The organism is Aquabacterium sp. (assembly GCF_030652515.1).
Classification (GTDB): Bacteria; Pseudomonadota; Gammaproteobacteria; order Burkholderiales; family Burkholderiaceae_C; genus Aquabacterium.
The window spans coordinates 120718-132632 of record NZ_JAUSAR010000005.1 but is presented as its reverse complement, the minus strand read 5'-3'; the positions used below and the strand labels follow the sequence as shown (position 1 = coordinate 132632).

Genomic DNA, 11915 nt, shown 5'->3' with positions numbered 1-11915 from the left:
CGCATACGGGTTGATGCCGCCGTACTGGCGGCTGTTGAACGGCGGCTGGAACACGACGTTGGTGTGGCTTTGCAGGAATTCGAGCATGAAGCCGTCGCCGACCAGGCCCTGCTCGTAGAGATGGTAGAGGATGGTGTAGTGCCAGAAGCACGCCCAGCCTTCGTTCATCAGCTGCGTCTGCCGCTGCGGATAGAAGTACTGCCCGATTTTGCGCACGATGCGCACGATTTCGCGCTGCCACGGCTCCAGCAGCGGCGCGTTCTTCTCGATGAAGTAGAGCAGGTTCTCCTCGGGTTCGGGCGGAAAGCGCCGCTCCGGGTCCGCTTCCTCCTTCTCCAGGCGCGGCGGCAGCGTGCGCCAGAGATCGTTGACCTGCGACTGCAAGTAGGCTTCGCGCTCCTGGCGGCGTTCGCGTTCCTTGGTCAGCGACAGCTTCGGCGGCCGCTTGTAGCGGTCGACGCCGACGCTCATCAGCGCGTGGCAGGCGTCGAGCAGGCGTTCGACCTCGTCCTCGCCGTAGCGCTCCTCGCACTCGGCGATGACGTTGCGCGCGAACACCAGGTAATCGACGATCGCGTCGGCCGAGGTCCAGGTGCGGAACAGGTAGTTGCCCTTGAAGAAGGAGTTGTGGCCGTAGGCGGCATGGGCGATGACCAGCGCCTGCATCGGCAGCGTGTTCTCCTCCATCAGGTACACGATGCAGGGGTCCGAGTTGATGACGATTTCGTAGGCGAGACCCATCTGGCCGCGCTTGTAGCTCTTCTCGGTGGACAGGAAGTGCTTGCCGAAGGACCAGTGGTGATAGTAGACCGGCATGCCGATCGAGGCGTAGGCGTCCATCATCTGCTCGGCGGTGATGATTTCCAGCTGGTTGGGGTAGGTGTCCAGCTTGAAACGCTCGGCCGTGGCGCGGATCACGTCGTGATACTGCTCGATCAACTCGAACGACCAGTCCGACGGGCCTGGCAGGGGATCGGGTCTCAAAATGGCACTCATGAATCTGCCCCTTCCTTCTTGAACAGTTCACGGAACACCGGGTAGATCTGCGAGGCGTCCAGCACCTTGCGCATGGCAAATTGCTTGTGCGATTCGCTCAGGCCCATGTACTCGTCCCACAGATTTTGCTCCGTTTGCGCCACTTGCACATAAGCAAAGTAGCGCACCAGGGGCAGGATCTTGTCTTCCAGGATCTCGCGGCAACGGGCCGAATCGTGGTGCCAATTGTCGCCATCGCTGGCCTGGGCCACGTACAGATTCCACTCGTTGGTGGGGTAGCGGGCCGTGATGATCTCGTCCAGCAGCACCAGGGCGCTGGACACCACCGTGCCGCCTGTCTCGGTGGCGTGGAAGAACTCGTCCTCGGTCACCTCTTGCGCCTGCGTGTGGTGGCGGATGAAAACCAGCTCGATCTTGTCGTAGTGCCGTGTCAGGAACAGGTACAGCAGGATGAAAAAGCGCTTGGACAACTCCTTGCGCTGCTCGTCCATCGAGCCCGAGATGTCCATCACGCAGAACATCACAGCCTTGGTGGTGGGCACCGGCACCTTCACACGGCTGCGGTAACGCAGGTCGATCGGATCCAGGAAGGGAATGCCGCGCACCCGTGCCCGCAAGTGATCGATGCGCGCTTCCAGCGCTTCGATTTCATGAGCGTGCTCCAGCACCAGGGCATCATCACCGGCCTCGTCTTCGGTGCGCAGCGCGGCCACTTTGTCTTCCAGCTCTTTCAGCTCACGGCGCAAACCTGCACCCAGAGCGATACGCCGCCCCAATGCCCCGCGCATGGAGCGAACCACGTGCAGGTTGCTGGCCGTGCCATCGCTGGAGTAGCCCGCGCGCTGGCTTTTCCATTCGGGGATCTCGGCCAAAGCGGTTTTGACCATGTTGGGCAAGGCCAGGTCTTCAAAAAAGACCTGCATGAATTCTTCCTTGCTCAGCGAGAAGACGAAGTCATCTTCACCTTCGCCCGAATCGCTGGCCTCGCCGGAGCCACTGCCCTGCCCGCCACCGCCGGGTGGCCGCTCGATGCGGTCGCCTTGCACGTACTCGCGGTTGCCCGGATGGACCACATCGCGGATGCCGCCCTGGCCATGGCTGAACACAGGTTCGGACAGATCGCGCTTGGGGATCGCGATGTCTTCGCCTTTTTCGATGTCCCGGATGCTGCGCCCATTGATGGCCCGCTGCACCGCATCGCGAACCTTGTCACGGTAACGCCTCAGGAAGCGTTCGCGATTGCCGATCGACTTGTTCTTACCCGCAAGCCGTCGGTCAATGATGTGTTGCCGAGTCATGTCTGCCCCTCGTCCGCGGAGTACCGCGGCCGGTCCCCCAAGGGGACCTCGCCCGCCTTGGGGCGGCCCGGCGCCGGGCTCGCCTGCTCCGTCATGCGCTCATGCATATCACTCCGATCAAGACGACTTTCGAACGCGCAAATACCATTCGCACAGCAGGCGGACCTGCTTGGCTGTGTAGCCCTTCTCGACCATGCGGTTGACGAAGTCTTCGTGCTTCTTGACTTCGTCGGCACTGGCCTTGGCATTGAAGCTGATGACCGGCAACAACTCTTCGGTGTTGCTGAACATCTTCTTCTCGATCACCGTGCGCAGCTTCTCATAGCTGGTCCACAGCGGGTTCTTGCCGCCGTTGTTGGCCCGTGCGCGCAGCACGAAGTTGACGATTTCGTTGCGGAAATCCTTGGGGTTGGAGATGCCGGCGGGCTTTTCGATCTTCTCCAGCTCGCCGTTGAGCGCGCTGCGGTCAAAGCTTTCGCCGGTGTCGTTGTCGCGGTATTCCTGGTCCTGGATCCAGTAGTCGGCGTAGGTCACGTAGCGGTCAAAGATGTTCTGGCCGTACTCGCTGTAGCTTTCCAGGTAGGCGGTCTGGATCTCTTTGCCGATGAACTCGGCGTAGCGAGGGGCCAGTGACTCCTTGATGTAAGCGATGTACTTGGCCTCCAGCTCCGCCGGGAACTGCTCGCGCTCAATTTGCTGCTCCAGCACGTACATCAAATGCACGGGGTTGGCCGCCACTTCAGCGGTGTCGAAGTTGAACACCTTGGAGAGGATCTTGAAGGCGAAACGGGTGGACACGCCGCTCATGCCTTCGTCAACGCCGGCATAGTCGCGGTACTCCTGCAGCGACTTGGCCTTGGGGTCGGTGTCCTTCAGGTTCTCGCCGTCGTAGACCTGCATCTTGCTGTAGGTGCTGGAGTTTTCTGGCTCCTTCAGGCGGGTCAGGATGGCGAACTGCGACATCATCTTGAAGGTGCCCGGGGCGCAGGGCGCCTTGGACAGCGACGAAGTGCGCACCAGCTTTTCGTAGATCTTGATTTCTTCAGAGACGCGCAGGCAGTAAGGCACCTTGACGATGTAGATCCGATCCAGGAAAGCTTCGTTGTTCTTGTTGTTTCGGAAAGCCTTCCACTCGCTTTCGTTGCTGTGGGCCAGCACAACGCCATCAAACGGGATGGCGCCGAAGCCTTCCGTGCCCTTGAAGTTGCCTTCTTGCGTGGCGGTCAGCAGCGGATGCAGCACCTTGATGGGCGCCTTGAACATTTCAACGAACTCCAGCAAGCCTTGGTTGGCCAGGCACAGGCCGCCGGAGTAGCTGTAGGCGTCCGGGTCGTCTTGCGCGTAGGTCTCGAGCTTGCGGATGTCAACCTTGCCGACCAGGGAGCTGATGTCCTGGTTGTTCTCGTCACCCGGCTCGGTCTTGGCGATGCCGATCTGCTTGAGCACGCTGGGATAGCGCTTGACGACGCGGAATTTGCGGATGTCGCCGCCGAATTCGTCCAGACGCTTGACGGCCCAGGGGCTGAGGATGCGTTGCAGGTAACGGCGCGGGATGCCGTATTCGGCTTCCAGGATGGGGCCGTCTTCGGTCGGTTCGAACAGGCCCAGGGGCGATTCGTTGACCGGCGATCCCTTGATGGCGTAGAAAGGCACGCGCTCGGCCAGTTGCTTGAGGCGTTCGGCGATGGACGATTTGCCGCCACCCACCGGGCCCAGCAAATACAGGATTTGTTTCTTCTCTTCCAGGCCTTGGGCGGCATGGCGGAAGTAGCTGACCACCTGTTCGATGGCGTCTTCCATGCCATAGAACTCTTCAAACGCCGGATAGATCTTGATGACCTTGTTGGCGAAGATGCGGGACAGGCGCGTGTCGTTGCGGGTGTCGATCGTCTGCGGCTCGCCGATGGCTTGCAGCATGCGCTCGGCGGCCGTCGCGTAGGCGGTCTTGTCGCGTTTGCAGATGTCCAAGTATTCCTCCAGGGAATACTCTTCTTCACGAGTGCGCTCGTAGCGAGCGGCGAAGTTACTGATCACGTCCATGCAGACCTCCGAACCATCGACACAAGCCATCGATGCTGGGGTGAACTGCCGGATATCCGTCTGGTGGCCCGGCGCGAGCACACAAGCATCGCCATAACACCAAAGATCGCTGAAATCACACCTTGTTCATACCCCGAATAACCAGAAGAAGGCAAGGCTGATCTGTGACTTCATTGGTGCTTATCTTGCACCTTTTTCAGGGCCCGCGTGCGGCTTGGGCACAACAACATCAAGAGTTGCTGGTGGCGCGCACTTCTTCCATGCTCGTGATGCCCATCAAAACCTTCTCGATGCCGTCTTGCCGCAAGGTGCGCATGCCTTCGCGCAAAGCTTGTTGCTGGATCTGTTCGGCGCGGCCGCCGGTCTGAATCATGTGGCGCAGTTCGCGGCTCATCGACATCAGCTCATGCAGGCCCGCGCGGCCTTTGTAACCCGTCTGGTTGCAGTGGGGGCAGCCAGGGTTGTGGTACTTCATCAGCTTGCCGTCGCGGCCAAAGCGGCTGAGCCAGTCCTGGTGAACATGCTCGCGATCGAACTCGGGCACATCCTTGGGAGAGACCTGCAGGAAATCGCGCAGCAGGATGTCGATGTCTTCTTCGCTAGCGGGTTCGGCCACTTTGCATTGCGTGCACAGGCGGCGCACCAGGCGCTGCGCCAGCACCACCAGCAAGGAGTCGGCAAAGTTGAACGGGTCCAGGCCCATGTCCAGCAGGCGGGTCACGGTTTCGGGCGCACTGTTTGTGTGCAGGGTGGACAGCACCAAGTGGCCAGTCAGCGAGGCTTCGACGCCCATGCCGGCGGTTTCCTGGTCGCGCATTTCGCCCACCATGATCACGTCCGGATCGGCCCGCAGGAAGGCGCGCAGGGCCTTGGCGAAGGTCCAGTCGATCTTGGGGTTGACCTGCACCTGGCGCAGGCCAGGCTGGGTGATTTCCACCGGGTCTTCGGCCGTCCAGATCTTGCGCTCGGGCACGTTGATGAAGCTGAGCGCGGAGTGCAACGTGGTGGTCTTGCCGGAGCCGGTGGGGCCCACGCACAGCACCAGGCCGTAGGGGCGTTCCATCGCCTCTTTCAGGCGCGACAGGTTGGTCGGGCTCAGGCCGATCTTGTCCAGCGGCAAGGGCTTGGCCGAGGCCAGGATCCGCATGACGATGTCTTCCATCCCGTTGTTGGTGGGGATGGCGGCCACGCGCAGCTCGATCTTGTGCTGAGGCACGAACTTGGCGAAATTGATCTTGCCGTCCTGCGGCTTGCGGCGCTCGGAGATGTCCAGATCGCACATGATCTTGATGCGGGCGATCATGGCGCTGCGGTAGTTGGGCGGCAACTCCAGGTAGGGCATGAGCACGCCATCCTTGCGGAAACGGATCTTGATCTTTTCCTTGCCGGGGTAGCTTTCAACGTGGATGTCGGAGACGCCCTGGGCGTGCGCCTCGATGATCATGGTGTTGATCAGGCGCACCAGCGAGTTGTCGCTTTGCTCGATGGGCTGGTCGTCTTCGTGCGAGCTGGATTCCTGGTTCTGCTTTTCCAGATCCTCCATGAGCGAGCCGGAACTCTGCTGCTCCATGTCGAAATCGGCGCTCTGGTTGAGCGAGGAGGCCCGGCCATAGGCATCGGCGCTGACGTCCGCACCAATCTTGCTGTAAGCGTCCTTGATCGCGAATTCGAGCTGGGTGTGCTGGGCCAGCACCGGCACGATCTTGCACTGGGTGATGAACTCCAGCTCGGACAGCGTCAGTCGCTTGCTGGGGTCTTCGACCGCGATGATGAGGTTGCCATCGCGCAGAAGCAGGGGCACCGTCATCAGGCGGTGAGCCACCGGGAACGGTACTTTGCGCAGCGCTTCGGCCTCGATCGGGAACTTGTCCAGGTCGACCAGTGGGTAGCCCATCTTGCGGGCCAGGGCTGTTTGCAAGTCGTGACGCGACACCAGGCCTTGGGTCACCAGCAACTCGCCCAGAGGCACGCTGCGGTCGCGCTTCTGGCGCTCCAGGGCGTCTTCAAGCTGAGCCTGGTTGATCATGCCCAGGGCCATCAGCGCCTCGCCGATGCGCACCATGGGCATCTTGCCCTGTTGCTCGATGGCGGCCAGCAGTTGCTCGGGCGAGACCACCTGCTGGGTCAGCAGGATGTCGCCCAGCTTCTGGTTGCGCATCTGGCTTTGCACTTCCACCGCCTGCTCGACCTGTTCTTGCGTGACCGCGCTGGCGCCCACCAGGATTTCGCCGATCTTGCCCCCCACCTCGAAGGATTCCAGCACCTCGCGCCCGACGAACAGGCGTTGCACGGCGCCGTCGTCGCCCACGGGCGGAAACAGGAATATGCCGAACTCGGTTTCGCGGTGGCCCATGGTCTGGCCTTCAACCTGGCCTCCAGCCTTGAACTTCACGCGGAAATCAACGCTGGCGCGGTGCCCCAGCATCGACGCGTGCGGGTCCTGCCCGTCCGCCCCCTTCTTGGGCTTGAGCGGGTTGGTGAGCAACAAGGTGCGGAACTGGCCAAAGCGCAAGGCCATCGTGGTGCGGGAGGGCGGCACCTGGATGTGGGCCACTTCTTCATCGGGTACGAAAAAACTCAGCCGCCCCTTCATGATCCGGCCATTGAGCCCTTCGATTTCGCAGGTTTCGTGTTCCGTTTGCTGGCGGGCGGGTGGGTAGGTGGCGAAAGGCGGCGTAGGCCAGAGGAAAACGCCCGTTTCGTTGTCGATCAAGTTCTGATCCTGACTCGCTGAGTCGGCCACGCCAGAATCGAGCTGGCTCAAGGCACCCTCCCAGTTCAGCGGCGGCAATGGTGAATCAGACATGACACTCCTAACGTTCCACGTCCCGACGGTGGTCGTGAATGATTGCCATGCTATGAAATAGCCTAGGATCGTGAAACCGCCATGTAGGGCAGTTTTTCACGGCAAATGAAAATCTGGACCCCAAATGTCAGATTTTGGGGCGCCCAACGACCAAGAAAACGGCGGCCAATGCAGCCGCTTCACCGTCAACCACTTTTTTGGAGTCTACAAAATGAACCAACGTCAGCTGCTGTCCTCCGCCCTCGCCTCCGTCATGGCTTTGGGCCTGGTGTCGCAAGCTTCGGCCGAAATGAGTGCCTCGAAGGGCAAGGAAAAGTGCTATGGCATCGCCAAAGCGGGCGAAAACAGCTGCGCCAACCTGTCGGGCAGCCACTCTTGCGCCGGCCAGTCCACGGTGGACAAGGCGCCCGACGAATGGAAGCTGGTGGCCAAGGGCACCTGCGCCAAGCTGGGTGGCCTGTCTGCCGAAGAAGCCAAGGTGGCCGTGGCCAAGCAAGCCGAGAAGAAGTAAAACGGATGGCGGCCCTCCCCGCCAATGATCTGGCCGGCATCGGCCTGCGCCAGCCGCACTATCAGGCCCTGATGGCGCTTTTGCCGCCGTTGGGGTTTGTCGAGGTCCATTCCGAGAACTTCTTTGGTGACGGCGGAGCGGCGCTGGCCGTGCTGACGGCCGCGCGGGACCACTACCCCGTGAGCCTGCATGGCGTGGGCCTGTCACTGGGTTCGGCCTGTGGACTGGATGCGAGGCACCTGGACAAGCTGGTTCGGTTGGTCGAGCAGATCGAGCCAGTTCGGGTGTCCGACCACGCCTGCTTTGCCCGGGGCGCCTGGCCGGGCGGCGAGATGGTGCATGCCAGCGATCTGCTGCCCGTGGCCTTCACCCCCGCATCGCTGGACATCCTGGTTCGCAACGTGGGCGAGGTGCAGTCGCGCCTGCGGCGCCCCATCCTGGTCGAAAACCTGTCTGCCTACCTGAGCTACGCGGACGATTGCCTGCCCGAGCCACATTTTCTGGCCGAGCTGTGTCGGCGCAGTGGCTGCCAGTTGCTGCTGGACGTGAACAACCTGGTGGTGAACGGCCTGAATGCCGCGCGCCAGGGCCGATCGTCACTGGAGAGGATGTCCCTGGCATCAGACTTGATGGCAGCCGGGGAGCACGCCCTGGCCTTCATCCAGGCCCTGCCAAGCGACGTGGTGGGCGAGGTGCACCTGGCGGGCTTTCAAACGCCCGTCAAGGCAGACCAACTGGTGGTGGACGACCACAGCGCCGAAGTGCAACCCGTGGTGTGGCAGGTCTATGCCGAAGCCGTGCAACGCTTTGGCCCCCAACCCACCTTGGTCGAATGGGACACGGACCTGCCGGAGCTGGAAGTGCTGCTGGCACAAGCCCGGCAGGCCGATGCGGTGGCCACTCGCGCCATGGCGGCCAGATCATGAGCATGCTCGAAGAGGGCCAACGCCAGGCCGCCGTGCTGCGATCTTTATGGGGCCTGCCAACAGCTTCCCAGGCCAACCCGGCTTGGCGTGAACAAGGGCCATCATTGCGGCTAGGCTTGGCGGCCTACCAGGGCAACGCCAGCGCCACGGCCGAGCGGGTGCTGGCCGCCGCCTACCCCACGGTGCAGGCTTTGCTGGGTGACGAGGCATTGGCACTGCTGGCCCGGCAGTTGTGGCACCACCACCCGCCCACCCAAGGCGACCTGACAGCCTGGGGACAAGACCTGCCCGATTGGCTGAACGGTTTGGCAGAAGTGCAAGCCTGGCCCTACCTGGCCGACTGCGCCCGCTTGGATTGGGCCCGGCACACCGCCGAACACGCCAGGGATGCCCTGTTCGAGGCCGAATCGCTGGCCTTGTTGGGCACGCAAGACCCCGCCCACCTGCGCCTTGAATTGCGCCCTGGCTTGAGCGTGATCCGATCAGATTGGCCAGTGGTCACGCTTTGGCAGGCCCACCAGGCCGACAGTGCCGAAGACCCGGCCCAGGCCGCCGCCATGCTGGACAAAGTGCGCGAGGCCTTGCGGGCCCGGCAGGCCGAGACCGCCGTGGTGTGGCGCCCCCAATGGCGCGCCGAAGTGCTGGCCGTACCCGAGGCCATGGTGGACTGGATGAGCGCCCTGGCCCCTTCAGCCACCCACCCCGCCCCCAGCTTGTCCACCTTGCTGAACCACGCGCACGCTGATTTCGACCTGAGTCAGTGGCTGGCGATGGCCTTGCACCACGGTTGGATCTGGCGCGTGAGCATCACCGATCGCGCGGGCTGATCCCGATCTGGAAGACCGTGTCCGGCAAACGACCGCGCTCATCGAAGGGCAGGGAGCGTGTCTTGTCGATGCCATCCAGCACGGCCTTGTCCCAGGCGGGTGAGCCGCTGGGATCCAGCAGGCGGCGCGACAGGATGGTGCCATCGGGGGCGCAACGGATCTCCACAAAGGCCGTGGGATTGCCACTGCCCTCGTCCATCAGAAAGGTGATGTTGGGGATGATGCGCGCCCTGAGTTTGCCCACGTAGTTGGCAGAAGGGCCTGCAGACTGCTCGGACGTGCCCAACGAGCCCAGGTCTTTCATCATGCGCTGCATGGCGGCTTTGCGCTGGGCCTCGCGCTCAGCCGTTGACACGGTCGGCGTTGCGGGCGCAGGTGGCGCGGGCGGAGTCTTGGGCTTCTTGGCGACCACCGGCGGCTCGTTGATGAAGGTTTCCTTCGGTTCCGGGGGCTTCTTTTTGGGCTTGGGCGGGGGCTCGACCTTGGCCACGGGCGGCAAAGGTTTTTCCTTCTTGCGCTTGGCCTTGGGCACGGGCGCGCTCGGGATGTCGGCTTCGGGCTCTGGCACGGGTTCAGGCTCGGCCTGCGCGACCGGGGGTGGCGGTGGCGGGGTTTCTTCAATCGGCGTGGGTGGTGGTGGCGGCTCTTCGGCGGGTGCGGCGGCCGTTGGCACTTCGGCCCAGACTTCAGCCTCGGCAATCACTGGCGTGTGCCTTCGCCAGTTCACCCCGAAGGCCAGGGCCAGCACCAGCAAAAGGTGCGCAGCCAGGGCCAGGACCATGCCCAGGCCCAGCGTGTCCTCGGCCTTGGGCCGAAACACCTCAGCACGCGCCACGGTCACGCTGCTCATCCCCCGGTGGTGTGCACCGTCAGCCCGACGCGGGCCACGCCTGCACGCTGCAAGGTGTCCATGATCTTGAGCACGGCGTCGTAGCGCACATCCTTGCGGGCGCTGATGATGACAGGCGCGGCTGTGGGGCCGCCAGCCGTGCTGTCTTGCGCTGCTTTCACGCGCTTGGTCAGCTCGGCGAGCTTCATGCTGCCGCTGTCTTGCTGGTCGATTCGCAGGCTGACCTGCTCGCCCTCGCCCACCACCACTTCGATGACTTTTTCAGGCGCCTGTTTGGCCTTGCCCACGGTGGGCAGGTCGACCACGCCGGTCGGCATCAAGGGCGCGCTGACCATGAAGATGATGAGCAGCACCAGCATGACGTCGATGAACGGCACCATGTTGATCTCATTCTTGGTGCGCCGACCGCGCCCGCTTCGCCAGTTGCTTTGCGCCATGGTGTCCGGGCCTCAGCGGGCAGTGGTCGCAGGACGGGCGGCGTCTGCACCGGCTGCAGGCTGCGTGTTGCGCGCCAGGATGTTGGAGAACTCCTCGATGAAGGACTCCAGGTGAGTGGCAATGCGGTCGATGTCGCGCGAGAAGTTGTTGTACGCCAGCACAGCCGGGATGGCCGCGAACAGGCCGATGGCCGTGGCCACCAACGCTTCGGCGATGCCGGGCGCCACCGTGGCCAGCGTCACCTGCTGCATGCTCGACAAACCTGTGAAGGCGTTCATGATGCCCCACACGGTGCCGAACAGCCCGATGTAAGGCGAGACCGACCCCACCGAGCCCAGGAAATCCAGGCGGGCTTCGATGACGTCCATCTCGCGCTGGTAGCTGGCCCGCATGGCGCGGCGTGATCCGTCCAGCAAACTGGCCACGTCGACGACGCGGCGCTCGCGCAGTTTCAGGAACTCGCGCATGCCCGCCGCGAAGATGCGCTCCTGCGGCGATGGTGGGCCGCTGGCCCGCGATGCATCTTGGTAAAGTTCTTGTAAAGTGCGGCCCGCCCAGAATTCGCGGTCGAATTCTTCGTTGTCGCCCTTCAGGCGTTTCAGGCCGATGGCCTTGCCGAAAATGATGCTCCAGCTGGCCAGCGACACGGCCAACAGCAGCACGAGCACGATCTGCACCACCACGCTGGCATGCATCACCAATTCAATGATGGACAAGTCTTGATTCATGGGCGGTCAACTCCGGAGGCTTGTTGGTTTGGGATCGGCAAGATGGCCAGGATCTGAGCGGGAATGCGGGCGGGCTTGAAGTGATCCTTGAAAGGCGCCACCCAGCCAATGCGCACGCGGCCTTGGGTCAGCAAGGTATCACCCCGCCAGACTTCCTGCAGGAACGCCATGGTCGCACGGCCCAACTCGACCAGGCGCACCGTGACGGTGAGCACGTCGTCCAGCCGGGCGGGCTTGAGGTAGCGCAAGTGGGTTTCACCCACCACGAACATGCCCTCGCCGCCACTGCGCAGGCGCTCCTGGCTGAAGCCCAGGGCGCTGAGCCATTCGGTGCGGGCCCGCTCCATGTACTTCAAATAATTACCGTAGAACACGATGCCGCCCGCGTCGGTGTCTTCCCAGTAGATGCGGACCTGGTGCCTGAAATGCCAGGTATCGGGCGCCGCGGCACCCGGGGTGGGAAGGAAAGCAGTCGTCGGGCTCATGTGCCCTGAT

Annotated in this window: 11 protein-coding genes; 3 read left to right on the top strand and 8 right to left on the bottom strand. The window is 62.9% G+C overall.

Annotated features, from left to right (window positions below; genetic code table 11):
• The 4 genes from Q7V20_RS00720 to Q7V20_RS00705 all read right to left on the bottom strand — a co-directional run.
• Positions 1-996: SpoVR family protein (locus Q7V20_RS00720; protein WP_304786126.1), on the bottom strand; the 996-nt coding region annotated here is incomplete at its 3' end.
• Positions 993-2294, bottom strand: a complete 1302-nt coding sequence (locus Q7V20_RS00715) for a YeaH/YhbH family protein (protein WP_304786124.1) — start codon at positions 2292-2294, stop codon at positions 993-995. The genes Q7V20_RS00715 and Q7V20_RS00720, both read right to left, overlap by 4 nt.
• Positions 2295-2411: 117 nt before the next feature.
• Complete coding sequence (locus tag Q7V20_RS00710) at positions 2412-4334, bottom strand: PrkA family serine protein kinase (protein ID WP_304786122.1); 1923 nt, start codon at positions 4332-4334, stop codon at positions 2412-2414.
• Positions 4335-4563: 229 nt separating this feature from the next.
• The gene (locus Q7V20_RS00705) at positions 4564-7140 is read right to left on the bottom strand and encodes an ATPase, T2SS/T4P/T4SS family (protein ID WP_370652375.1); all 2577 of its coding nucleotides are present in this window, start codon (positions 7138-7140) and stop codon (positions 4564-4566) included.
• 211 nt (positions 7141-7351) lie between these two features.
• Here Q7V20_RS00705 and Q7V20_RS00700 point away from each other — a divergent pair, with 211 nt between their 5' ends.
• From Q7V20_RS00700 to Q7V20_RS00690, 3 genes are read left to right on the top strand one after another with little or no spacing between them, the layout of a single operon-like run.
• Positions 7352-7651 (top strand): DUF2282 domain-containing protein, encoded by a 300-nt coding sequence (locus Q7V20_RS00700; protein ID WP_304786120.1) that lies wholly within the window; start codon positions 7352-7354, stop codon positions 7649-7651.
• Positions 7652-7656: 5 nt separating this feature from the next.
• On the top strand, positions 7657-8577 hold the full coding sequence (locus tag Q7V20_RS00695) for a DUF692 domain-containing protein (RefSeq protein ID WP_304786118.1): 921 nt from the start codon (positions 7657-7659) through the stop codon (positions 8575-8577).
• Positions 8574-9404 carry a DNA-binding domain-containing protein gene (locus Q7V20_RS00690; RefSeq protein WP_304786116.1) on the top strand — a complete coding sequence of 277 codons (831 nt, stop codon included), beginning with the start codon at positions 8574-8576 and terminating at the stop codon, positions 9402-9404. Before Q7V20_RS00695 ends, Q7V20_RS00690 begins: the two co-directional genes overlap by 4 nt.
• Here the strand turns inward: Q7V20_RS00690 and Q7V20_RS00685 are convergent.
• From Q7V20_RS00685 to ybgC, 4 genes are read right to left on the bottom strand one after another with little or no spacing between them, the layout of a single operon-like run.
• Positions 9385-10254, bottom strand: a complete 870-nt coding sequence (locus Q7V20_RS00685) for an energy transducer TonB (protein WP_304786114.1) — start codon at positions 10252-10254, stop codon at positions 9385-9387. The genes Q7V20_RS00690 and Q7V20_RS00685 overlap by 20 nt on opposite strands.
• Positions 10251-10691: a biopolymer transporter ExbD gene (locus Q7V20_RS00680; protein ID WP_304786112.1), complete on the bottom strand. Its 441-nt coding sequence runs from the start codon at positions 10689-10691 to the stop codon at positions 10251-10253. Before Q7V20_RS00680 ends, Q7V20_RS00685 begins: the two co-directional genes overlap by 4 nt.
• Positions 10692-10703: 12 nt before the next feature.
• Complete coding sequence (tolQ, locus tag Q7V20_RS00675) at positions 10704-11420, bottom strand: protein TolQ (RefSeq protein WP_304786110.1); 717 nt, start codon at positions 11418-11420, stop codon at positions 10704-10706.
• The gene (ybgC, locus tag Q7V20_RS00670; RefSeq protein ID WP_304786108.1) at positions 11417-11905 is read right to left on the bottom strand and encodes a tol-pal system-associated acyl-CoA thioesterase; all 489 of its coding nucleotides are present in this window, start codon (positions 11903-11905) and stop codon (positions 11417-11419) included. The genes tolQ and ybgC overlap by 4 nt, the downstream gene beginning before the upstream one ends.
• Positions 11906-11915: the final 10 nt, after the last annotated feature.